Origin of the sequence: Microbacterium sp. Leaf161 (genome assembly GCF_001423645.1) — a bacterium.
GTDB classification, from domain to species: Bacteria; Actinomycetota; Actinomycetes; order Actinomycetales; family Microbacteriaceae; genus Microbacterium; species Microbacterium forte.
On the sequence record NZ_LMOW01000001.1, the window covers coordinates 1,311,082 to 1,333,009 of the forward strand.

Below are 21,928 nucleotides of genomic sequence, written 5' to 3' on the forward strand. Positions count from 1 at the left end.
GTGCAGTGTTTGTACAAACTTGTCAACCTGTTTTACATCGAGGTCGAGGATCGTAGGATTACAGCGAGGGCGGGAGGTGAAGATGGCAGCGACGCTGACAGACGTGGCACGACGAGCAGGCGTCTCGATCGCGACCGCCTCCCGCGCGTTCGGAGAGCCGGATCGTCTCGCGCCGAACACCCTCGGTCGCGTCCTCGAAGCCGCGGGGGAGCTCGGCTACTCCACCCCGCAGTCAGCCACCGCGACCCGCACTTTCGGGGTCGTCGTGCCCGACGTGTCGAACCCTGTCTACGCGACGCTGCTCAAGGCGATCCAGGGTCAGGCATGGCACGGCCGCCACCGCATCGTGCTGTTCGACGCCGACGAAGACCTGCGCCGCGAGCGAGAGCAGATCGAGCAGGCCCGCAAGCTCGACGGGATGCTGCTGTGCAGCCCTCGTCTTCCCGATGCCGACGTGCTCGAGCTGGTCGGCGACACCCCCTACGTCGTGGTGAACCGCCAGATCGACGGCGCCCCCTGCGTGCTGATGGACACCGAGCATGGGCCGGCGCAGGCGATCGAGCACCTCGCGGCGCTCGGCCACACGCACATCGCCTACGCCGCGGGTCCTCGAGGGTCGTGGGCCGATGTGCGTCGCGCCGACACCGTGGCCCGCGCGTGCGAGCGCCACGGCATCCGTCTCACCGGCCTCAGTCACCACGCCGCATCCATCCAGGGTGGCCGAGCGGCCGCCGCCCCGGCCGCAGCGAGCGGCGCCACGGCCGTGATCGCCTACAACGACCTCGTCGCCCTCGGACTCGAGGCAGGACTGCTCGAGCTCGGCAAGCGCTGCCCCGCCGACATCAGCATCGTGGGCATCGACGACATCGACCTGGCCGGCGCGGTCACGCCAGCGCTCACCACGGTGCGGATGCCGATCGAACGCAGCGGTGCGCTCGCCGTGGATCTGCTGCTGCAGGCGATGAGCGGCACGGCGATCGACGACGTCGTGACGCTCGGGTCGCAGCTGATCGTGCGCGCGTCGACCGCGGCTCCTTCCGCCGTCATCCCTGGTCTCTGAGGCCCTTCAGCGGGCTGTTCAGAGCAGCCACAGTCGTATCGGACGCGAGCTCAGACCCGCTCGGGCGCGGCCGCCGCCTCGATGGTGACGTGTGGTTCCCAGGCTGGGTGCCGGAGGGCCGGGCAGTGCTCCGGCGTGGGGTTGTGGGCGATGTCGATGATGAGGTCCAGGGCATCGCGGGCGGCGGTGAGCCCCTCGATGGCGCCGGTGATGCGATCGCGTTCCGCTGCCAGCAGGGCGAAGGCCTCCGGGGAACCGTGTCCGGTGTCGACGCAGGGCAGCAGCTGCGCGATCGTGCGGCTCGGCACCCCCGCAGTGAAGAACTGCTGAACGAGTCGGACGCGCTCAACGGCCGACGCGGCATACTCGCGCTGTCCGCTGGGCGTGCGCTCCGAGGCGAGCAGCCCCTGCTCTTCGTAATAGCGGAGCGCCCTCGTGCTGACCCCGGCCTGACGTGCGACCTCGCCGATCCGCATCCGTTCCTCCGTGTTCGTGACTGGGACTTGACCTTGACGTCAACGTCAAGTTCTAGCGTAGTGGTGTCGGCCCGATCGGGCCGGAGAGCGCACAATCCCAGCCAAGCAAGGAACCCATGAACGTCACCGACCAGATCGCCCTCGTGACCGGAGCAAACCGCGGAATCGGCCGTCAGTTCGTGCTCGAACTGCTCGAACGCGGCGCCCAGACCGTGTACGCGACCGCCCGCCGCACCGACACGCTCGACTTCGCTGACCGGCGCGTGGTGCCGTTGCGGCTCGATCTGCTCGACCACGACTCGATCGTCGCGGCGGCCGGCGTGGCTCGGGACGTGACCGTCGTCGTGAACAACGCGGGGATCTCCACGGGTGCCGGCCTGGTGACCGGCGAGCTGTCAGAACTGCGCCGCGAGATGGACACCCACTTCTGGGGCACCCTCGACGTGATCCGCGAGTTCGCCCCCGTCCTCTCCGCGAACGGCGGCGGCGCAGTCGTGAACGTGCTGTCGGCGCTGTCGTGGTTCTCGTCCCCTGGTGCCGGAGGGTATGCCGCGGCGAAGGCCGCGGCGTGGAACATGACCAACGGGGTTCGGCTGGAGCTCGCAGGTCAGGGAACCCTCGTGCAGGGCGTGCATCTCGGTGCCGCCGACACGGATCTCATGGCGAACTACGACGGACCCAAGATCGATCCCCGCGACGTGGTCCGCCAGTCGCTCGATGGCCTCGTGGCCGGCTCGATCGAGGTGATCGTCGACGACTGGAGCGCGATGGTGAAGGCGTCGCTCGCGGGGGACCCCGCTGTGTTCTACGCCAAGATGACGGAACTGCTCGGAGCCGCCTGACGCCGCGTCTGCGTCGTCTCACGATCAGCGGAACGCCTGGCTGAGAACATGATGCGCCCTGCCTCGTGAGACGTCGCCTCGACAGCGAGTGATGCCAGTTGTCTCCGGAGGGCCTGGCGGAGGCCCGTGGGGCGAGGGTCGTGGGTTTTCGCAGGAACAGCACGCAGGTGGAGACTGGTGGCATGACAATCCCCCGCGTCGTCTCGGTCAGCAGTGACGACGAGCACCGCTTCACCAAGCCCCGCCGTGAGGCGATCACCCTCGTCGCCGGCCTGGGGGTGGAGGGGGACGCGCATTTCGGCGCAACGGTGCAGCATCTCTCCCGGGTTCGACGCGACCCCACGCAGCCCAATCTCGGCCAGGTTCACCTCATCCATCGAGAACTGTTCGATGAGGTCGACGCGGATGTCTCTCCGGGTGATCTGGGCGAGAACATCACCACCGAGGGGATCGATCTGCTCGCCCTCACCCGAGGAACGCTGCTGCGGCTGGGAGCGGACGCCGTGGTCGAGGTGACGGGGCTGAGGAACCCGTGTCTGCAGATCGATCGTTTCGAGTCTGGTCTGCTGAAGCAGGTCGTCGGGACCGACTCCGAAGGTCGCACGGTGCGCAAGGCGGGCGTGATGGGTGTCGTGCTCGCCGGCGGTGTCGTGAAGCCCGGCGATCTGGTCGTGGCGGAGATCCCTGCGGGGGTGGGTGAACCACTCGCTCCCGTGTGAGCACTCGATCCGGCCCGGATCTCCCGGGACGCTCCAGGCCTCAGCGGAGAATGCCCTTCCGGCGGGCCTCCGAGACCGCGGCGGTGCGTGAGCTGACGTCGAGCTTCGAGAAGATGTGCGCGAGATGCGACTTCACCGTCGTCTCGCTGACGAAGAGCTGTTCTGCCACCTCGCTGTTCGATCGCCCGGCGGCGACGAGCTCGAGCACCTCGATCTCGCGACTGCTGAGGCTGACGCGGGGCGCGCGCATGCGGCCGAGCAGGCGGGAGGCGATCACCGGGGCGAGCGCGCTCTCTCCGGCTGCCGCCGCGCGCACGGCGGCGGTCAGCTCATGCGGTGGGGCGTCTTTCAGCAGGTAGCCGCTCGCGCCGGCCTCGACGGCGCCGAGGATGTCGGCATCCGAGTCGTAGTTGGTGAGCACGAGAACGTAGGGCGGAGCCTCGAGCGCACGGATGCGCCGCGTCGCGTCCACGCCCGTGGCCTGGGACTGCGAGCCGAACTGCAGGTCCATCAGCACCACGTCGGGGTTCTCGCGCTCGGCGCAGGCGACGGCCTCGTCGGGTGTCGACGCTTCTGCGACGACCTCCAGGTCCGGTTCGAGGCCGAACAAGGCGATGAGACCGGCGCGGACGATGGGGTGATCGTCGGCGATGACGAGGCGGATCATGCGAACTCCGTCAGAGGGAGGTCGACGGTGAGCGTCGTTCCCCGTCCTGGTGCCGCATCGATCTCGAGCCTCCCGCCCAGCTGCTGCACCCGCTCGGCGGTGGCGCGCAGACCGAAGGAATCCGACTTCTCGGCGGTCCCCGGTGCAGGAATCTCCGCACCGAACCCGGTTCCGTCATCTTCGACGGCGAAGTGGAGGTGGTCGTCCTCGATGCCGATCGTGACCGTCGCCGTCTTCGCGTGAGCGTGCTGGATGACATTGGCGATCGCACCCTGGGTGATGCGCAGCAGGGCCGTCTGCAGATGCATGGGCAGGACGACCGTGTCGGACACCCGCACCTGCACGTCGAGTCCCTGCGTCGCCCATTGCGTGCGGGCCAGTCGGCGCAGCGCCCCGCCGAGGGTCTGGTCGTCGAGCTGGGGAGGCGTCAGCTCGCGGATGAACCGCCGCGCCTCGACGAGGTTGGCGGCAGCCGTCTCGCGGGCGAGCCTGATGTGCTCGATGCCCGGGCGCGCGTCGTCGGCGCGCTCTGCGGCATGCAGCAGCATCTGGATGCTGGAGAGTCCCTGCGCGAGCGTGTCGTGGATCTCACGGGCGAGGCGGGCGCGCTCTGCGAGGACGCCGGATTCATGCTCCCGTGCGGCGAGCTGCCCGCGGGTCGCGAGCAGCTCACTGACCAGCGCTTCGCGTTGCTGGGCCTCCTTCGCCAGAGCCTGGTAGCCGAGGCCGATCAGGAGTGCGACGCCGGCACCGACGAACGGGCCGACCACGCCGCCGACGCTCCACCCGCCGTGAATGCCGAGGGCGTACACCGCGACGATCGTCGACACGAGGATCGCGGCCGATCCCGCCCAGCGTCCCAGCAGGTGGAGGAACAGGAAGAACAGTGGGAAGACGAGATAGGCGGCATCGGCACTCAGCCAGAGCAGGCCCAGCCACTCCAGGGAGAGCAGCGCCAACCAGACGAGTGACACGGGTCGTCGACCATGGGAGAGGCGGGCGAGCAGCACACCCGAGGCGTACGTCACGCCGACGATCAGTGCCAGCACGATCGCGGCGGCGCTCGAATCCGACGGGTCGAGCACGGCGCGGGCGATGACGACCCCCGTCAGGGCGAAGAAGAGGACGTGGAGGCCGGTCCGCAGACCCACGAACACCGGGGTCAGAGCGGTATGCGCCATGGATCGAACTCTACGCCGCCGCACCGAGCGCGGCATCGTCCGAAAGGACGATCGAGGCGTACTCATCCTGGGCGCAAAAGCCCGTCCCGGCGGCCGATGACCGTGACGGCGCCGACGACGAGAGTGGAATGGTCGCCGCACCGGAGACAGGAAAGGCCACACCATGTTCGTCGCGTTACGCGATCTTCGCTTCGCCAAGGGGCGATTCATCCTCATCGGCTCCGTCGTCGCCCTCATCACCCTTCTCGTGGGGTTCCTCAGTGGACTGACCGGGGGCCTCGCCATCCAGAACGTCTCTGGCGTGCTGGCGCTCCCCGCAGACCGCATCGTGTTCTCGGCCCCCTCGGGCGGAGAGAGCGCGGCCAGCTTCGCGGACTCTGCGATCAGCGAGCAGCAGGCGAACGACTGGGCGGCGACGTCCGGCGTGACCGACGCGCGCCCCCTCGGCATCAGTCAGACCCGCGCCGAGACCGACGACACCCGTGCTGCGATCGCGGTGTTCGGTGTCGAGCCCGGCTTCGACGCCGGTGCGCCCTCCGGGGACGGGCAGCTGCGCCTGTCGGTGCCCGCTGCGGATGCGCTCGGCGTGAAGGTCGGAGCGCAGATCGAGATCGCCGGCGTCTCCTACGACGTCGAGACGGTCGAGGGAGACGCGTGGTACAGCCATACGCCCGTCGTTCAGATGAGCCTGCACGACTGGCAGGCCTACTCGGCATCCACGGGAAACCCCGATGCCTACGCCACGGTGCTCGCCGTCACAGGCGCCCCTGATTGGGATGCCGCGGATGCCGCGAACGACACGATCTCGGAGACGACCCTCGGATCGCTGACGGCGCTGAGCGCCTTCCGCTCCGAGATCGGTTCCCTCCTGCTCATGGTGGCGATGCTCTTCGGCATCTCGGGACTCGTCATCGGGGCCTTCTTCACCGTGTGGACCATGCAGCGCAAGGGCGACGTCGCCGTCCTCAAGGCGCTCGGCGCGAGCACGCCGTCCCTGATCCGCGACGCACTGGGCCAGGCGTTGATCGTCCTGCTGGTGGGCATCGGCATCGGTCTGGGATTGGTCACTGCGCTCGGGTTGCTCGCCGGCACCGCCCTCCCGTTCCTGCTGAGCCCGATCACGACCCTTCTTCCTGGGGGCATCATGATCGCCCTCGGCCTCGCAGGCGCCGCCTTCGCCCTGCGCTCCGTCACCTCCGCCGACCCCCTCACCGCCCTCGGGAGCAACCGATGATCCGCCTGAACGACATCACCCTGACCTTCCCCGACGGTGATTCCCGGGTGACCGCCGTGGACGGCGTCTCCCTCACCGCCCACCCCGGAACCGTCACCGGCATCACGGGCCCGAGTGGCTCGGGCAAGTCGAGTCTGCTCGCCGTCGCCGGCACCCTTCTGCGTCCGGACTCCGGCGAGATCCTCATCGACGGCAGCGATGTCACGGCCCTCGATCCGGCTGAGGCGACACGTCTGCGGCGGGACCGGATCGGGATCGTCTTCCAGCAGCCCAACCTCATCCCGTCGTTGACCGCCCGCGAGCAGCTGAGCGTCATGAACGAGCTCGGGGCCCCGCACAGCCGGCGGAATCGCGCCAGGGCGGCAGCTCGTGCGGATGAGCTGCTCGCCGCGGTCGGCCTCGCCGAGCACGGTCATAAGAGGCCGCACCAGCTCTCGGGCGGACAGCGTCAGCGCGTCAACATCGCGCGAGCGCTGATGAACGATCCGAGCGTGCTCCTGGTCGACGAGCCCACCAGTGCTCTCGATCAGGAACGCGGGGCCGCGATCATCGACCTCATCCTGCGGCTCACCGACGAGTTGAACACCTCGACGCTGCTCGTCACGCATGACCTCGTGCACCTCCCGCGCATGCACGGGGTCCTGCACCTCGTCGACGGCCGTGTGGTCGACGCCGCCGTTCCGACGCGCTGAGAGCCGACTACTCTCCGGAGCTCTGCTTGAACTGACGCTCCCAGTCGCGCAGCTCGCTGCGACCGATGAGCGAGTCGAGCGACACCTGGAACAGCAGTCCCTTGCGGGCGTTGACCTGTTTGATGTTGTCGACGATCTGGGTGGTCACCGACGACAGCGCTTCGCGCACCTCGGCGATGCGCTCGTCGGGGGCATCCCACAGGTCGGGCCGGGTGAGCAGGTCGAGCAGGTAGTCGCGGTCGAGGGCCGCGACCAGGCGGGCGAGCTTGTCGGAGTACTCGGCTTCGGCCAGCACGCTCTGATCCTCGCCGGCCTTGGCGTCGAGACGGATGAACAGCTGCTCGACGTGCGAGGCGAGGGCGTCGATCCCCGCCGCCGTCTCGGCCGCCACCGGGCTGCCCGGCACGGCGGCGTAGTCGGCGCGGAGTTCGCGCATGCGGTTCACTCGCAGACGGATGCCGGCGGGCACCGGGTCGATCGAGACGGCCGGGGTGCGACGTCGACGTCGCGCGATCAGGCCGGCGGCGGTCACGGCGGCTGCCACGAGAACCACGCCTCCGATCACCAGCGGGATCACCGGCCCGGCGACACCGGAGTCAGACCCCGATGAGGTCGGGGTCTCGGCTGAGATCTCCTGCACCGTCTCGACGAGCTTGTCTTGGAGGTTCGCCCCCGACGACTCGTTCTCGTTCGCGATGCGCAGGGCGTCATCGCTGGGAATCGCCGCTGAGGCCGCCTGCAGATCGTCGCCGACGGCGAGGATCACGGTCTCGTGGTCGCCCGCGGCAGTCAGCCGCTCGAGGATGTAGCTGCTGTAGGGCGTGGTCTTGTCGGCCTCTGCCGGCAGCACGACCACCGCGATCGATCCGTCACCGGGAACGACCCCGGCAAGGGCGTCGGTCAGCGCCTGTCCGCCCGACACGTCGGGGTCGACGTAGACGTTCTGACCGGATATGCCTGCGACGGCATCCTCGAGCCACGGGTTGTTCGACGAGGAGAGAGACGGCATCGCGAGACCTCAGAAGTTGTTGATCACGGACGCGAAGACGAGGTCGATGCGCTCGGCATCAGAGGCGTCGAAGAGCTGACCGCCCGTCACATCCGCGATCCGCTGCAGTGCCGAGGTGTCAGCACCCTCTCCATACGCGATCGGGAATATACGCACCGGAGCATCGTCGCCGCCCTCCTTCGTGCTCTTGCCGATCTTGGCGATGAGCGAGTCGAGCGAGGTGCTCGAGTCGGTGTCCTCGCCGTCGGAGAGCACCACGATCGCGTTGATGCGACCGGGTTCGGCCCGCTCGCTCATCGCCTCGTACGCGAGCAGGATCGAGTCGTAGAGCGGAGTGCCGTTGCGCTGCGCGTAGCGCAGATCGTCGAGCGATGAGTCGAGCTTCTCGCCGTCCGAGCCGAGGGCGCTGACATCGCGGAGCACCTGGATGCCCTCACCCTCGTCGGACGAGATGCCGGTGGTGAACGCCCAGACGCCGATCTCATCCGTGGAGCGGAAGTGGTTCAGTGTCGACTGCGCACCCTCGATCGCTCCGTCGAGGCGCGAGCGTCCGTCGCCGATCGGGTCGTCCATGGACCCGGAGATGTCGATGAGCTCGAGCACTGACGAGGGCTTGCGCACCTGCGTCCACTGGTCGATCGCCGTCGAGATCACGTCGACCTCGGGCTTCGGCAGCGTCACGGCGGGCTGTGCGGGGTCGACTCCGTACTTCGCGGTGAACAGGTCGCCCAGCGGCACCGATTCGTCGAGCGGGCGGAAGCCGTACTCGGGCAGGATCTTCTGCGCCGCGGTGGTCTGCACGAACTCGGCGAACGCCTCGCCGGCGGTGCGCTGCTCGGCTGTCACCCAATCGGCCCCGAGCACGGTGATCGGGTTGTCCGACCACATGGAGCCGCCTTCGGGGTAGACGGCGACGAGCTTGGTCTTCGGCGGCGTCAGGGTCTCGCCCGGCTGCACGGTGTGCGAGTCGGGGTTGCCCTGGTTGTAGTTCAGCAGCGAGGTCTCCTCCAGCGCCACGGCAGAGACGTAGGCCGAGCCGTTGGAGCCGTTCTGCGTCTCGTCATAGAGCGTCGAGAGCACGTTTCCGGTGGTGTCGCCGTAGTGGATGACGCACTCCTCGAACACCCGGGAGAAGTCCGCCGCGGCCTCGACATCGGCCGAGGTGAGTCCCTCGAGCTTGCCGGTCGCCTCGTACGACTGCATCAGGATGGTCGAGAGCCCGGTGGTCGACGTGTTGGGGTTGGTCTTCGAGATCTTGAAGGCACCCCAGATGTCCTTGCCGACGCTGCCCCACCCCGCGGGGTCCTGGCACAGGGTCTCGAGGTCGGTGATGCTGATGGGGGTGTTCGGCCAGCCGAGGGCCGTGGCCATCGGCTCGGGCATGCCGAACACGACGGGCGTGCGCGTGAACGACTTCGGTTCGCCCACGAGGCTGGGTGATGCGGCGGCCGCCACGCGATCGGTCCAGACGGTGGATGCCGGAGACCACAGGGTGGGCCAGAGCGACGTGTCGTCGCTCGGCCAGTCTTCGCCGGAGGTCAGGAAGCGCGTCGCGTTGCCGGACGACACGTTGGTCGGGCGCACCGTGGCGCACGTCTCGAGCCCCTCGTGCTCAGGTGAATCCTTGAATGCCTCGGCCAGCTCGTCGAGCATGTTGACCTTCTCAGACGAGGTGGCGACCGCGATGTGGGTGCAGCCGTCGTCGGGGAATCCCTGGCCGCCGTCGCTCGTCGTGCCCTGTTCGCCTCCACCGCCGGTGCACGCGGTGAGCGCCAGGGCGACGATCGCCGCCATGGCGAGGGCTGCGGGTGTCCGACGTGCGTTGCGAGGCGCGCTCATGGGCTTAGGGTACCCAGGTATCGGCCTCCCGATGACGTATCGATCCGATCCCGTGACCGCGGAGTACGCTCGCTGGTGTGGGGCGGATCACGACGCGGAGACCGATTCTGAAGCTCACCCTCGGCGAGGGTGCGAGCCGTCGCGCCGACACGCTGGCCGTCGAGGAGCCGCTGGAGATCCGCGTCGCGGGCTCGCCGCTCGCCGTCACGATGCGCACTCCGGGGCACGACGTCGAGCTGGCTGCCGGGTTCCTCGTGTCCGAGGGGATCATCGCCGAAGGCGCCGAGTTCTACTCGGCGATCCACTGCGGCGGCCCGGGCACGGGTGGCCAGGAGAACACGTACAACGTCCTCGACATCAGCCTGGCTCGCGGCGTCGCGCTTCCCGACCCCGATGCTGCCCGACGCTTCTACACCACCAGTTCGTGCGGCGTCTGCGGCAAGGCCAGCATCGACGCGGTGCGCACGGTGTCTCGCCACCCGGTCGACCAGGATGACGTGCAGGTCGATGCCGAGCAGATCGCCGCGTTCCCGGATCGACTGCGGGCGGAGCAGGCCGCCTTCGACAAGACCGGCGGTCTGCACGCAGCGGCGTTGTTCGACGCCGACTCCGGTGAACTGCTCGTGCTGCGCGAAGACGTCGGGCGTCACAACGCGGTCGACAAGGTCGTCGGCTGGGCGCTGCTGAACGACCGGCTGCCACTGCGCCGGCAGATCCTCCAGGTCTCCGGTCGCGCCAGCTTCGAGCTGGTGCAGAAGGCCGCGATGGCCGGAATCCCTGTGCTCAGTGCCGTCTCGGCGCCCTCGTCTCTGGCAGCGGAGCTCGCCGAGGAGTCAGGGGTGACGCTCGCCGGATTCGTCCGCGGACGATCGATGAACATCTACTCGCACGCGCATCGGGTGCGCGTCGACGGCCACGCGTCGTCTGCTTACGCCGAAGAAGGGGCACAGCATGCTCGATGACCGGGGAACAGCCGGAACCGCCGGGACAGCCTTCGGGCTGATGCCCGACGAGCCGCGTCAGGGCGGGTACGGCCCGCGCACGGATCGGCCCTGGTCGCGCAAGCCGTACGGTCACCCCGCCGCCGGCTGGGGCGCGGCGGTGTCAGTGGGTCGAGTCGTGCTGAGGGAGAGCGAGCCGATCGCCGGTCCCCTCGCGATGCTGCAGATGAACCACCCGGTCTCGGGCTACGACTGCCCCGGATGCGCGTGGCCCGACGACCCCGGCAATCTGAAGCTCGACATCTGCGAGAACGGCATCAAGCACGTCACGTGGGAGATGACGCGCAAGCGGGTCGATCGTCGGTTCTTCGCCGAGCACACCGTCACGGAGCTCGCGACCTGGCCCGACTTCGATCTCGAAGACCAGGGGCGCCTGACCGAGCCGATGGTCTACGACGCGGCCACCGATCACTACGTGCCGATCTCGTGGGACGACGCGTTCGCGCTCGTCGGCGACGAGCTGCAGGCGCTCGACAGCCCCGACGAGGCGTCGTTCTACACCTCAGGGCGGCTCAGCAACGAGGCCACGTTCCTCTACCAGCTGATGGTGCGCGAGTACGGCACGAACAACCTGCCCGACTGCTCGAACATGTGCCACGAGGCTTCCGGTCGCGCGCTCAAAGCCTCGATCGCCACAGGCAAGGGCACGGTCGACCTACACGACTGGGACGATTGCGACGCGCTCTTCGTGCTCGGCGTGAACGCGGCCTCCAACGCCCCGCGCATGCTCACCGCGCTGGCGGATGCCGTGAAGCGCGGCGCCCAGGTCGTGCACGTCAACCCGCTCGTCGAGGCTGCCGCCACCCGCACCATCGTGCCGCACGACTTCGTCGACATGGCGCGGTTCAAGGCCACGGGCACGAGCACCATGAACCTGCAGGTGCGCCCAGGAGGCGACCTCGCTCTCATCAGGGGCATGTCGAAGGTCGTCTTCGAGGCCGCTGCCACCGACCCGTCTGTTCTCGACACCGGGTTCCTCAGCACCCTCACGAATGGCGTCGACGCCTACCGCGAGCTGGTCGACGCCACCTCATGGGACGACCTGGTCGCGCAGTCGGGACTCAGTGAAGAGCAGATCCGAGAGGCTGGCGCGGTATACCTGGCTTCCGACCGCACGATCATCAGCTGGTGCCTCGGCGTGAGCCAGCACGAGCACGGCGTCGACACCGTGCGCGAGATCGTCAACCTGCTGCTTCTGCGCGGCAACATCGGGCGCAAGGGCGCCGGCCCCTCACCCATCCGCGGGCACAGCAACGTGCAGGGCAACCGCACCTGCGGAATCGACCACCACCCCACGGACGCCTGGCTCGACGGTCTCGCCGACGCCTGCCGCATCGATCCGCCGCGGCATCCGGGACTCGACACCGTGCGGACGATCGAGGCGATGCATGACGGACGCGTGAAGGTGTTCGTCGGCATGGGCGGCAACTTCGTGCTCGCGGCTCCCGACACCCCGTTCACGGCGCAGGGGCTCGAGAAGTGCCGCCTGACGGTGCAGGTGAGCACCAAGCTCAACCGCAGTCACCTCGTGCATGGCGAGAAGGCGCTGATCCTGCCCTGCCTCGGTCGCACCGAGCGCGACCGGCAGGCTCAGGGCCCGCAGGGCGTCACGGTCGAGGACGCGATGAGCATGGTGCATCTCTCGATGGGGCGCAAGCAGCCGGCATCCGCGTATCTGAGGTCGGAGCCGGCGATCATCGCCGGGATGGCCAAGGCGACGCTGCCCCACACGGCCACGCCCTGGGATTGGTATGTCGGCGACTACGACAACATCCGCGACGTGATGGCGAAGGTGCTGCCCGGGTTCGAGGGGTTCAACGAGCTGATCCGCGACAGGCACGGATTCCGGATCCCCCAGCCGGCGCGGGAGCGGGTGTTCGAGACCCCGTCGGGTCGTGCCGAGTTCTCGCACGCTCCGCTGCCGAACGTCATCCCCGAGTCGTCCGAGACCCTGGTGCTGCAGACCATGCGCTCGCATGATCAGTGGAACACCACGATCTACTCGAACGACGACCGCTACCGGGGCGTGAAGAACCTGCGAGAGCTCGTGTTCCTGCATGAGGACGACATGCGCGACCGCGGTCTCGTCGAGGGCGACCTCGTCGACATCGTGTCGACCTCGAAAGACGGATCGACGCGGATGCTGACCGCGTTCCGTGCCGTGCCCTACGACCTGCCACGCGGCAGCGCCGCCGGCTACATGCCCGAGATGAACGTGCTGATCGGACGCAAGGACTTCAGCGTGCAGAGCGACCAGCCGCTGATGAAGAGCATCCAGGTGACGGTCTCGCGCACCGGTTCGTGACCGCGCTCGCCGCGGGCTGATCCCGGTCCGGTGAATCCCGCCGTGGGTCAGGCGCCGCTGTCGGGGGTGGTCGCGAGCAGCGCCGGCTCCTCGGACCTGAAGTCGATCGACGCGACGTGCATCTGTCGCTCGGAGTGATCGGCATTCCATGCGTGGAACGCGATGCGGTCGCCACCATCGGGCCCGACGACGAGCGAGTTGTGGCCGGGGCCGATCAGCGAGGCACCCGACGAGAGAAGGGGAGGCGCCGTCGGCGGTGCGGCGACCCACGGGCCGAGCGGACTCGCTGAAGACGCCCAGGACACCGCGTAGCCGGGGCCCGTCCATGCGCCGCCGGAGAACGTCATCCAGTACCCGCCCTGCCTGTGCACCACCGCGGGTCCTTCGAGCGTGTGCCAGTCGAACGTCCCGCCGTACATCGGGCGTTCTCTTTCGTAGATCTGCCAATCGGCGTAGGGCTCGAGCACGGCCTGCGTGTCGGCGAGCTGCGCCGGCGCGGGCAGGCGGGCGACAGCGAGATGCGTGCCGGGTCGCTCCGCATCGAGCACGTCACGCGCGAAGTACAGGTACCACTCCCCGTCCGCGTCTTGGAACGGGTGCGGATCGATCGCGAAGGTCTCGTGAGGGGTGAGATCGACGCCCAGATCGTGGAATGGACCCGTCGGCTCGGCCGCGCGGGCGACGCGCAGGTGATGACCGCTGATGCCGTGCCCGACGGAGTAGTACATCCACCACGAGCCGTCGCGGAAGCAGACCTCTGGCGCCCAGTACTCGTCTCCCATCTCGGAGTCGAGCCGCATCAGTGCCAGACCGGCACTGCGCCACGTCTCGAGATCGCGCGAGAGCAGGACCTCGAAGACCCCCTCGGTCGACGTCGCCGTCGGGTTCGTCCCGTACGCCGCGTAGGTGTCGTCGGGCAGACGCAGCACGAAGGGGTCGGCGAAGTAGCCGGGATGCACGGGGCCATGCCCGGCACCGTCGCCCCGCTCCGGGACGCTCACTCCCACGGCTGGGATCCTCTCGGACCGACCATGATCGCGCGCAGCTCGTCCACGGGGAGCTTGGGGACCCGGTCGGCGCCGACGAGGCCGTTGGTCTCCTGCAGGGTGTCGGTGAGCTGCGTGTAGCAGTACCCGGCGAGGGCGGTGCTGTCGTGGATGCCGGCCATCAGCGAGCTCAGTCGGTCACGGAAGTCGCTGTCGGAGCTGGCGCTCGTGTAGCCCCAGGCATGGTCGGTGCGGTGCACGTCGAACGAGATGCCGCCGAACTCCGTGAGCATCACCGGCGCGTCGTCGACGTCGCCAGCGAGCACGAGTCGTCTGCCCGCGGGCCCGACGCCGGTGATCAACTCGTCGACAGCGGCGCGGTCCTTGTATCGGGCGCCCATCACCTCGCCGTCGCCCTCGTAGTCGTGGATGGCCACGATGTCGGTGTCGGCCTGCTCCCACCCGTCGTTCGATACGACAGGGCGAGTCGGGTCGAGGGCTTTCGTCAGGTGCACGAGCGCCAGAGCGTGGTGCAGCATGCGGCTGTCGTGCGCGATGTGCTGCACGCCCCAGCTCTCGTTCAGCGGCACCCAGGTGACGATGGAGGGATGCGAGACGTCGCGGTGGACGACCTCCAGCCACTCGCGCACCGTGCGCTCGACGGCCGTCGGTGTGAAGGAGAAGACGGCGGGCGCCTCTGCCCAGATCATGAGCCCGAGCCGGTCGGCCCAGAAGAGGAAACGCGGATCCTCGAACTTCTGGTGCACCCGGGCGGCGTTGAACCCGAGTTCCTTGATGAGCTCGACCTCTTGGCGCAGGGCGTGCGCCGACGGGGCGGCGAGATGGGTGCCCGGCCAATATCCCTGGCTGAGGACGGAACGGACGAACCGCGGCTTGTCGTTGAGCAGGAAGCAGCGCCGATCGACGCTCGTCGAACGAAGCCCGAGGTACGACGACACGGTGTCCAGGGGTTCCCCGTCATCCGATGTCCGGATGACGGCGTCGATGAGCCGCGGGTTCTCCGGCGACCACACCAGCTCTTCGTACGCTTGTCCGTTCGCCTGGCTCGGAATCGGGATGTCGATCTCGATCTCGGATTCGCGAGCGAGAGTCGAGGCGCGTGCCAGCAGGGTGTCACCATGACGCAGTTCGACGTCGACCACGCACTCGGATGCCGGCGTGGTGGTCAGACCGATGCGCGCGTGCACGCGTCCTGACGGCAGATCCGCGCGCCAGTGGATCCACTCGATCGCCGGGCCGGCGGGTACGGATTCGAGCCAGACGGGCTGCCAGATTCCGCTCGTCCGGTGGTACCAGATCGCATGGGGCTCGTCACGCCAGTCCTGCTTGCCGCGGGGCTGGGCGACATCCGTCGCCCGGTCCTCGACCCGCACCACGACATGGCCCCCGCCGTCTCGCTCGAGAGCGTCGGTGATGTCGACTGCGAACGGCGTGTGCCCGCCCTCGTGTGAGCCGACTCGCTGCCCGTCGACCCAGACGATGGCGCGGTAGTCGACTGCCCCGAAGCGGAGGATCAGTCGGCGCCCGTCACGATGGCCGGCGGCCAGCACCTCGTCGTGCGTGAGGGCGCGGTGGTACCACAGCGCCGTGTGCGGACGGGGGTCACCGATTCCCGACGCCGACGACTCGGGCGGGAAGGGCACCACGATCGACGCGTCGAAGGAGGGATTGGCGAACCACTGCTCTCGAATGCCGCGGTCGTCGTCGTCGACGGCGAAGCCCCAGCGGCCGGTCAGGTCGCTCCACTCGCTCCGGACCAGCTGAGGGCGCGGGTAGGTTCCGTCCCCCTGGCTCGCGATGGGCGGGAGTGGCGGATCGATTCTCAGCATGCAGTCCAGCATGCATGATTTATGCAGCGCTGTAAACCACGCGGAATCCGAGTCCGCGTGCGACACGCATCCCGATCACCGAGGGGACGGCGCGCTCTCGCGGACGGCCAGCCGGTAGCCGACCAGCTCGTGGCGTCCGGCCTCGGAGAACCCGGAGATCCGCTCGATGAGCATCTCGACGGCGCGGCGGGCGAGCTCGTGCAGATCGGGAGCGATGGTGGTGAGGCTCGGGAAGGTCACCCGGCTCAGCTCGATGTCGTCCCAGCCGGTGACGGCGACGTCGTCGGGAATGCGGCGGCCGCGCTCGTGCAGCGCGCGCAGGGCGCCGATCGCGGCGAGGTCGTCGCGGCAGACGAGCCCGTCGAAGTCCGCTCCGGCGTCGAGCGCGCCCCCGACGCCCTCGACCGCTCCGGACGGCGAGATCTCGCGGCTGGGGAAGAGGAGGAGGGGGTCGGGCCGAAGGCCCGCATCCTCCAGGGCCTGCTGATAGCCAGCGATGCGCTGCAGGGAGGTCGACGACATCTCCTGCGTCTCGTGGCCGGCGAAGCCGATCCGCCGTCTCCCCAGCGACACCAGGTGCGCCGTGGCGGTGCGAGCGGCGTCGAAGTTGTCGATCATGACGCGATCCACGGGGAGGGGTGCTGCCCCTTCTCCGAGGATCACCATCGGCAGGTCGCTGCGGTGGCGCGAGATCTCGGCCGACGACATCGCGGACGGCTGGAACAGGATGCCGTCGACCATCCCGGACTCGGAGCTGGTGAGCACGGCGCGCTCGCCCTCCAACGTTCCGTCGGTCTCCTCGAGCAGCACCCGGTAGCCCGCCTCGCCGGCCGCCGCCGAGACGGCGCGGGAGAGCTCGGCGAAGTACGGAAGGGCGACGTTCGCGAAGGCGAGGGCGAGAAGACCCGTCCGGCCGGTCGCGAGGCGTCTGCCCATGAGGTTGGGCCGGTAGTCCAGCTCGTCGATCGCGCGCTGCACGCGTTCGCGCGTCGATGCGCTCACGTGCTCGTATCCGCGCACCACATTCGACACGGTCTTCATCGAGACGCCGGCGAGCTCCGCGACATCCTGCAAGCGCACACCCATGCGGTCTCCAATTGGTCGCTACGTCGTCACCCGCGATACTACCTTGACAACAAAATTCCAGCGCTGTAAATTGCGAACACGGCTGGGGTATCCGGTCATCCCGCTCCGGTGCGCCGGAGTCACTCAAAGGAGAGCAATCACATGAACAGTCCATGGGCTCGCCGAGCGATAGGTGCAGGCATCGCACTCGCCATCGGCATCACGGCATCAGGGTGCGCGGCGTCGGCCGGCACCGGTGGGGGCGGCGTCTCCGGCGACGGGGAGTACACCGGCCCCGATGTCGAGATCACCTTCTGGCACGGCTGGACGGGTGGAGCAGCCCCCAAGATCGTCCCCGAGCTCATCAAGGAGTTCAACGCGGAGCACGACAACATCACGGTGAAGGCCGTCCCGCAGGAGTGGGCGGACATCACGGCGAAGATGCCGCTCGCCATCAAGGCGGGCAAGGGGCCGGACGTCGCCGTGCTGCACGGAGACGACCTGGCCACGTATGCGGCGCAGAACCTGCTGCTCGACTCCGGCGAGATCATCGACGGGCTCGGATATGCGGCGGAGGACTTCCCGCCCACCGTCTTCGACAAGGGCAACTACCAGGACACCCAGTACGCGGTGCCGTGGAGCGTGACGCCGCTGGGCCTGTTCACCAACAAGTCGGTGCTCGCGAAGGCCGGCATCAGCGAGATCCCCACCGACGAGGCGTCGTATCTGGCCGCACTCGACGCGCTGAAGGGTGCGGGAGTCCAGGGCGAGTGGGTCGACGGCTACGTCTTCACCGGCACGTTCGAGTTCCAGAGTCTGATCTGGCAGTTCGGCGGAGACCTCTACAACGACGACGTCACCGAGGCCACATTCAACTCGGAGGCGGGCGTGAAGGCCCTCACCTGGATGACCGACATGGTCGACAAGGGGTACAGCCCCGCGAACGTCGCACAGGACGGCAACATCAAGGCGCTCATCGCCGGCGACACCGCATTCAACTGGAACGGCGTCTGGCAGACGACGAACACCGCCTTCGACGATCTCGACTGGGCACCGGCACCCGTGCCGCAGATCGGCGACGAGAAGGCCGTCTGGTCGAGCTCGACCCACTGGGTCTTCCCCGCCAACAAGGGCCAGGACGCGAACGAGACTGCCGCCGCATCGGTCTTCGTGAAGTGGATGAACGACAACTCCCTCGGATGGGCCGAGACCGGCGAGCTGCCTGCCGCGAACTCGGTGCGCGAAGACCCCGAGCTGCTCTCGACCTACCCCAACCTCGCCCCCTTCATGGAGCAGCTGGAGTACGCCCACTACGAGACGGTCTCGCCGGGGATCTCCGAGGTCAACGCGCAGATCACCCTCGCGCTGAACGAGGCACTCACCGGCAAGAAGGATCCGAAGACCGCGCTCGACGACGCTGCGGCCAAGGCCGATCAGATCCTCGAGCAGAACCGGGCCAAGTACGGTGACTGAGACAGCCACCCTCGTCGCCCCCCAGCGCAGCAGCGCTGGGGGGCGACACCCGCGCAGACCTGCGGGCTCCGCATCCTCCCGGCGCAAGACGCTCACCGCGTATCTGTTCCTCGCTCCGTTCCTCGTGCTCTTCCTGACTTTCGTCGCCGGCCCAGGGATCTTCGGCATCTGGATGAGCCTCACCAACTGGAGTCCGTTCCGCGATGTGCAGGAGTTCGTCGGATTCCAGAACTACATCGATCTGTTCACGCCGGGCAACGTGCTCTCCAGCGACTTCTGGAAGTCGATGAGCGTCACCGGGATCTTCATCGTGATCAGCGTGCCGTTCCTCGTCGTCATCCCGCTTCTCGTGGCGATCCTGCTGAACCAGCGCATCCGCGCGGCCACGACGTTCCGCACGATCTTCTTCGCGCCCTATGTGCTGGGCGTCGCGGTCATCGGCGTGATCTGGGGCTACATCTTCGACACGCAGTCCGGCATCCTCAACCACCTGCTCGGCGTGATCGGGCTCCCCTCGGACATCCCGTGGACGGTCGACGTCCCCTGGGTCTGGGTCTCCATCGTCGGCGTCACCGTCTGGTGGACCATGGGACTCAACACGATCATCTTCCTCGCCGGCCTCAAGGGCATCAACGGCGACCTCTATGAAGCGGCCGCGCTCGACGGCGCCGGAGCGATGCGGAAGTTCTCGAGCGTCACCCTTCCAGGACTTCGTCCGGTGATGACCTTCATCACCACGACCACGATCCTCGCGTCGGCGAACATGTTCGGCCAGTCCTACCTCCTCACGAAGGGCGGCCCGGGCACCGAGACGCGGACGGTGATCATGTACATCGCCGACCAGGGTCTCTCGCAGAACAACATGGCACCGGCTGCCGCCATGAGCTACATCCTGTTCCTCGCGCTCGCGATCGTCAGCGTGATCAATTTCCGGCTGCAGCGCGAACGAGTCGAGAAGGCATCATGACCACAGCACTGACCCGTCGCCCGTCCGCCCGCCGCACGTGGGGGCGCGTCGCCCTCTATGCCGCGCTCGTCGCACTTGCCCTCATGATCGTCCTCCCGCTTCTGTGGATGCTGATCACGTCGTTCAAGACCGATGCCGATGCGATCAGATCGCCGTTCTCGCTGCCGGACCCGTTCTCGATCGAGGCCTACCAGAGCCTGCTCGGCTCGGGAGAGCAGCCGATCTTCCTCTGGCTCTGGAACAGCTTCGCCGCCGCGACCCTGCAGACCGTCCTCATCCTCGTGACGGCGTCGATGGGGGCGTATGCACTGGCTCGGCTCGAGTTCGCAGGCAAGAGGATCATCTTCGGCGTCATCATCGCGACGCTTCTCGTTCCTCCGGTGGTCTTCCTCATCCCGAACTACCTGATCGTGCAGAACCTCGGCTGGCTCGACACGATCTGGGCCATCACGGTGCCCGGCGCCGCCGGTGCCTTCGGCATCTTCTTCCTGCGACAGTTCTTCGTCGGGCTGCCGCCCGAGATCGAGGAGGCCGCCCGCATCGACGGTGCCGGCGACATCCGGATCTTCGTGCAGGTGGTGCTTCCGCTCGCTCGACCCGCGCTGGCGACTCTGGCGGTGCTGTCGTTCCTCGGCAACTGGAACGACTTCCTCTGGCCGGTGTACGTGCTGCTGAGCCCCGAGAACCTCACGTTGCAGCCGGGACTCAGCCAGTTGCAGGGCGCATACTCGACGCACTTCGCGATCGTCATGGCAGGAGCGGTGATCGCATCCGTCCCCGTCCTGATCCTCTTCGCGTTCGCGCAGCGGCAGATCGTCGAATCCGTCGCCGGATCGGCGGTCAAGGGGTGACCCAGGTCGCGAAGAAGTTCGCGTCCACGGTCGCCGCGAGCATCATCCTCGCTCTGGGCGTCGGTGTCGTGGGATGCTCCGGCGAGGCCGAACCCGAGGCGACCGTGGAGCGGGCGCCGTTCCTCATCGATCAGGACTTCGCCGATCCCGACGTCGTCCACGGCGACGACGGGTACGTCGCCTTCGCCACCGAGAATCAGGGCGCGAACGTGCAGTTCGCGACCTCGACCGACCTGGTCACATGGGACGTCTCGACCGATGACGCGCTGCCGGTCCTTCCGGCGTGGGCCAGCGCGGGGCGGACCTGGGCGCCGGACGTCTCGGAGCGAGCCGACGGGAGCTACGTGATGTACTTCTCGGCCGAGCACGCCGACTCCGGGAGGCAGTGCATCGGATCCGCCACCTCCGACTCGCTCACGGGTCCCTATGTCGCTGTCGGCGCGGAGCCGATGATCTGCCCGCTCGAAGAGGGCGGCGCGATCGACCCCGCCGCCTTCGTCGACGACGACGGGTCGCGGTTCCTCCTGTGGAAGAACGACGGCAACTGCTGCGAGCTCGACACGTGGATCCAGATCGCGCCCGTCTCCGCCGACGGCACCCAGCTGGCGGGACCGGCGACCCGATTGGTCATGCAGACCGAGGCCTGGGAAGGGCATCTGGTGGAGGCGCCGGTGCTGGTCGAGCGCGACGGCACCTACGTCCTGCTCTACTCGGCGAACGACTACGGCTCCGAGGACTACGCGATCGGCGCGGCGACGTCCCCGTCGCTGCTCGGACCCTACGAGAAGCTGCCGGACCCCGTCCTCTCCACCTCGTCCGCCGACGACCGCTACATCGGTCCGGGGGGTCAGGACGTCGTCTCCACACCCGACGGCGATGTGCTCGTCTTCCACGGATGGGACGACCTCTTCATCTACCGGGGTATCGCCGCCCTGCCGCTCGACTGGGAGGGTGACATGCGCTCCGTTCGGCTCTCGACCACCGACTGACGACGGCGAGCGGGCGCTCAGGCGTCGACGGTCACTGCCTGCAGAGCATGCACGACGGGCGCGAGCTCCGGCTGTGTGACCGCGTCCCCGAGAGCGCGTTCGAGCGTCTCGTCGTGGATCGGATGCGCCTGTTCGTAGAGCGCCTGGCCGGCGGCGGTGAGCTCGGTGTAGATGCCCCGGCGGTCATCGGCGCACAGGATGCGGGTGAGCAGCCCACGGTCTTCGAGGCGGGTCACGAGTCTGGTCGTCGCGCTCGGGCTCAGCGCTGTCGCTCGGGCGAGCTGCTGCATCCGCATGTGCCAGCCGTTTTGCCTGCTGAGGGCGTCGAGCACTGTGTACTCGACGACCGAGAGGCCGACCGAGGCGCCGAGCGCCTTCTCGAGATCGGCCTCGATGATGCCGTGCAGTGCGGCGAGCGTGCGCCAGCCGCGCGCGCGGATCTCGATAGCGTCGTCTGAGATGCCCACAGTGACCTCCGAAGTAGTTGCTTGCGCTGGATAGTTGCGTGTGCAATGATTATCCGTCGGACGCAATATCCCGCGTCTGCAACTACTTTAGCAGAGGACCACGGAGCACACCCATGCCACTCGGACTCATCGGGCGCGTTCGGACTCGGCACGGTGCCCGCGCTGCAGAGCCGCATCATGCACTACGCCGGCGGAGCACCGACCCTCGCCTCCGGCCGCACCCCGCCGAGTTCAACGGCTGACGCCACCGCCGGG

20 protein-coding genes are annotated in these 21,928 nt (G+C 68.2%); 11 read left to right on the plus strand and 9 right to left on the minus strand.

Annotated elements, in window-relative coordinates:
• Positions 1 to 82 precede the first annotated feature (82 nt).
• Entirely contained in the window at positions 83 to 1,060 is a 978-nt protein-coding gene (locus ASF87_RS06480) for a LacI family DNA-binding transcriptional regulator (protein WP_056375043.1), read from the plus strand.
• Positions 1,061 to 1,110: 50 nt separating this feature from the next.
• On the opposite strand, the gene ASF87_RS06485 is transcribed toward ASF87_RS06480, so the two are convergent.
• A complete protein-coding gene (locus tag ASF87_RS06485) occupies positions 1,111 to 1,536 on the minus strand; it encodes a MerR family transcriptional regulator (RefSeq protein ID WP_056375044.1) in 426 nt (141 codons plus the stop codon).
• A gap of 116 nt (positions 1,537 to 1,652) precedes the next feature.
• Here ASF87_RS06485 and ASF87_RS06490 point away from each other — a divergent pair, with 116 nt between their 5' ends.
• Both ASF87_RS06490 and ASF87_RS06495 read left to right on the plus strand, forming a co-directional pair.
• Positions 1,653 to 2,378: an SDR family oxidoreductase gene (locus ASF87_RS06490; RefSeq protein WP_056375047.1), complete on the plus strand. Its 726-nt coding sequence runs from the start codon at positions 1,653 to 1,655 to the stop codon at positions 2,376 to 2,378.
• 182 nt (positions 2,379 to 2,560) lie between these two features.
• Entirely contained in the window at positions 2,561 to 3,097 is a 537-nt protein-coding gene (locus tag ASF87_RS06495) for an MOSC domain-containing protein (RefSeq protein ID WP_056375049.1), read from the plus strand.
• Positions 3,098 to 3,137: 40 nt separating this feature from the next.
• Here ASF87_RS06495 and ASF87_RS06500 read toward each other — a convergent pair whose 3' ends face one another.
• Positions 3,138 to 3,764, minus strand: a complete 627-nt coding sequence (locus ASF87_RS06500; RefSeq protein ID WP_056375050.1) for a response regulator transcription factor — start codon at positions 3,762 to 3,764, stop codon at positions 3,138 to 3,140.
• A complete protein-coding gene (locus tag ASF87_RS06505) occupies positions 3,761 to 4,945 on the minus strand; it encodes a sensor histidine kinase (RefSeq protein WP_056375053.1) in 1,185 nt (394 codons plus the stop codon). The genes ASF87_RS06500 and ASF87_RS06505 overlap by 4 nt, the downstream gene beginning before the upstream one ends.
• A gap of 163 nt (positions 4,946 to 5,108) precedes the next feature.
• Here ASF87_RS06505 and ASF87_RS06510 point away from each other — a divergent pair, with 163 nt between their 5' ends.
• Both ASF87_RS06510 and ASF87_RS06515 read left to right on the plus strand, forming a co-directional pair.
• Positions 5,109 to 6,179: an FtsX-like permease family protein gene (locus tag ASF87_RS06510; RefSeq protein ID WP_056375055.1), complete on the plus strand. Its 1,071-nt coding sequence runs from the start codon at positions 5,109 to 5,111 to the stop codon at positions 6,177 to 6,179.
• Positions 6,176 to 6,871, plus strand: a complete 696-nt coding sequence (locus ASF87_RS06515) for an ABC transporter ATP-binding protein (protein ID WP_056375057.1) — start codon at positions 6,176 to 6,178, stop codon at positions 6,869 to 6,871. Before ASF87_RS06510 ends, ASF87_RS06515 begins: the two co-directional genes overlap by 4 nt.
• Before the next feature lie 7 nt (positions 6,872 to 6,878).
• Here the strand turns inward: ASF87_RS06515 and ASF87_RS06520 are convergent, their stop codons facing one another.
• Both ASF87_RS06520 and ASF87_RS06525 read right to left on the minus strand, forming a co-directional pair.
• Positions 6,879 to 7,880 (minus strand): hypothetical protein, encoded by a 1,002-nt coding sequence (locus tag ASF87_RS06520; protein WP_056375059.1) that lies wholly within the window; start codon positions 7,878 to 7,880, stop codon positions 6,879 to 6,881.
• A gap of 9 nt (positions 7,881 to 7,889) precedes the next feature.
• Complete coding sequence (locus ASF87_RS06525) at positions 7,890 to 9,719, minus strand: substrate-binding and vWA domain-containing protein (protein WP_056375062.1); 1,830 nt, start codon at positions 9,717 to 9,719, stop codon at positions 7,890 to 7,892.
• A gap of 77 nt (positions 9,720 to 9,796) precedes the next feature.
• On the opposite strand from ASF87_RS06525, the gene fdhD reads away from it, so the two are divergent.
• Entirely contained in the window at positions 9,797 to 10,681 is an 885-nt protein-coding gene (gene fdhD, locus ASF87_RS06530; RefSeq protein ID WP_056375064.1) for a formate dehydrogenase accessory sulfurtransferase FdhD, read from the plus strand.
• The gene (locus tag ASF87_RS06535) at positions 10,671 to 13,025 is read left to right on the plus strand and encodes an FdhF/YdeP family oxidoreductase (protein ID WP_200933699.1); all 2,355 of its coding nucleotides are present in this window, start codon (positions 10,671 to 10,673) and stop codon (positions 13,023 to 13,025) included. The genes fdhD and ASF87_RS06535 overlap by 11 nt, the downstream gene beginning before the upstream one ends.
• A gap of 47 nt (positions 13,026 to 13,072) precedes the next feature.
• On the opposite strand, the gene ASF87_RS06540 is transcribed toward ASF87_RS06535, so the two are convergent.
• From ASF87_RS06540 to ASF87_RS06550, 3 genes are all read right to left on the minus strand, one after another.
• On the minus strand, positions 13,073 to 14,032 hold the full coding sequence (locus ASF87_RS06540; RefSeq protein WP_235558887.1) for a glycoside hydrolase family 43 protein: 960 nt from the start codon (positions 14,030 to 14,032) through the stop codon (positions 13,073 to 13,075).
• Positions 14,023 to 15,861, minus strand: coding sequence for a glycoside hydrolase family 2 protein (locus ASF87_RS06545; RefSeq protein WP_056376376.1), 1,839 nt, complete (start codon positions 15,859 to 15,861; stop codon positions 14,023 to 14,025). Before ASF87_RS06545 ends, ASF87_RS06540 begins: the two co-directional genes overlap by 10 nt.
• A 75-nt stretch (positions 15,862 to 15,936) precedes the next feature.
• A complete protein-coding gene (locus ASF87_RS06550) occupies positions 15,937 to 16,947 on the minus strand; it encodes a LacI family DNA-binding transcriptional regulator (protein WP_056375066.1) in 1,011 nt (336 codons plus the stop codon).
• A 141-nt stretch (positions 16,948 to 17,088) separates the two neighbouring features.
• Between ASF87_RS06550 and ASF87_RS06555 the strand changes: the two genes are divergently transcribed.
• From ASF87_RS06555 to ASF87_RS06570, 4 genes are read left to right on the plus strand one after another with little or no spacing between them, the layout of a single operon-like run.
• Entirely contained in the window at positions 17,089 to 18,399 is a 1,311-nt protein-coding gene (locus ASF87_RS06555; RefSeq protein ID WP_042540959.1) for an ABC transporter substrate-binding protein, read from the plus strand.
• Entirely contained in the window at positions 18,392 to 19,366 is a 975-nt protein-coding gene (locus ASF87_RS06560) for a carbohydrate ABC transporter permease (RefSeq protein ID WP_056375068.1), read from the plus strand. Before ASF87_RS06555 ends, ASF87_RS06560 begins: the two co-directional genes overlap by 8 nt.
• On the plus strand, positions 19,363 to 20,217 hold the full coding sequence (locus ASF87_RS06565; RefSeq protein WP_056375070.1) for a carbohydrate ABC transporter permease: 855 nt from the start codon (positions 19,363 to 19,365) through the stop codon (positions 20,215 to 20,217). The genes ASF87_RS06560 and ASF87_RS06565 overlap by 4 nt, the downstream gene beginning before the upstream one ends.
• Positions 20,214 to 21,206 (plus strand): glycoside hydrolase family 43 protein, encoded by a 993-nt coding sequence (locus tag ASF87_RS06570; RefSeq protein WP_056375072.1) that lies wholly within the window; start codon positions 20,214 to 20,216, stop codon positions 21,204 to 21,206. The genes ASF87_RS06565 and ASF87_RS06570 overlap by 4 nt, the downstream gene beginning before the upstream one ends.
• Before the next feature lie 17 nt (positions 21,207 to 21,223).
• Here ASF87_RS06570 and ASF87_RS06575 read toward each other — a convergent pair whose 3' ends face one another.
• A complete protein-coding gene (locus ASF87_RS06575) occupies positions 21,224 to 21,673 on the minus strand; it encodes a MarR family winged helix-turn-helix transcriptional regulator (RefSeq protein ID WP_056375074.1) in 450 nt (149 codons plus the stop codon).
• Positions 21,674 to 21,928 lie beyond the last annotated feature (255 nt).

Bases quoted from the DNA above. Each gene is read 5' to 3' on its own strand.
- ASF87_RS06480 (WP_056375043.1), top strand. From the start codon at position 83: ATGGCAGCGACGCTGACAGACGTGGCACGACGAGCAGGCGTCTCGATC.
- ASF87_RS06485 (WP_056375044.1), bottom strand. From the start codon at position 1,536: ATGCGGATCGGCGAGGTCGCACGTCAGGCCGGGGTCAGCACGAGGGCG.
- ASF87_RS06490 (WP_056375047.1), top strand. From the start codon at position 1,653: ATGAACGTCACCGACCAGATCGCCCTCGTGACCGGAGCAAACCGCGGA.
- ASF87_RS06495 (WP_056375049.1), top strand. From the start codon at position 2,561: ATGACAATCCCCCGCGTCGTCTCGGTCAGCAGTGACGACGAGCACCGC.
- ASF87_RS06500 (WP_056375050.1), bottom strand. From the start codon at position 3,764: ATGATCCGCCTCGTCATCGCCGACGATCACCCCATCGTCCGCGCCGGT.
- ASF87_RS06505 (WP_056375053.1), bottom strand. From the start codon at position 4,945: ATGGCGCATACCGCTCTGACCCCGGTGTTCGTGGGTCTGCGGACCGGC.
- ASF87_RS06510 (WP_056375055.1), top strand. From the start codon at position 5,109: ATGTTCGTCGCGTTACGCGATCTTCGCTTCGCCAAGGGGCGATTCATC.
- ASF87_RS06515 (WP_056375057.1), top strand. From the start codon at position 6,176: ATGATCCGCCTGAACGACATCACCCTGACCTTCCCCGACGGTGATTCC.
- ASF87_RS06520 (WP_056375059.1), bottom strand. From the start codon at position 7,880: ATGCCGTCTCTCTCCTCGTCGAACAACCCGTGGCTCGAGGATGCCGTC.
- ASF87_RS06525 (WP_056375062.1), bottom strand. From the start codon at position 9,719: ATGAGCGCGCCTCGCAACGCACGTCGGACACCCGCAGCCCTCGCCATG.
- ASF87_RS06535 (WP_200933699.1), top strand. From the start codon at position 10,671: ATGCTCGATGACCGGGGAACAGCCGGAACCGCCGGGACAGCCTTCGGG.
- ASF87_RS06545 (WP_056376376.1), bottom strand. From the start codon at position 15,861: ATGCTGAGAATCGATCCGCCACTCCCGCCCATCGCGAGCCAGGGGGAC.
- ASF87_RS06550 (WP_056375066.1), bottom strand. From the start codon at position 16,947: ATGGGTGTGCGCTTGCAGGATGTCGCGGAGCTCGCCGGCGTCTCGATG.
- ASF87_RS06555 (WP_042540959.1), top strand. From the start codon at position 17,089: ATGAACAGTCCATGGGCTCGCCGAGCGATAGGTGCAGGCATCGCACTC.
- ASF87_RS06565 (WP_056375070.1), top strand. From the start codon at position 19,363: ATGACCACAGCACTGACCCGTCGCCCGTCCGCCCGCCGCACGTGGGGG.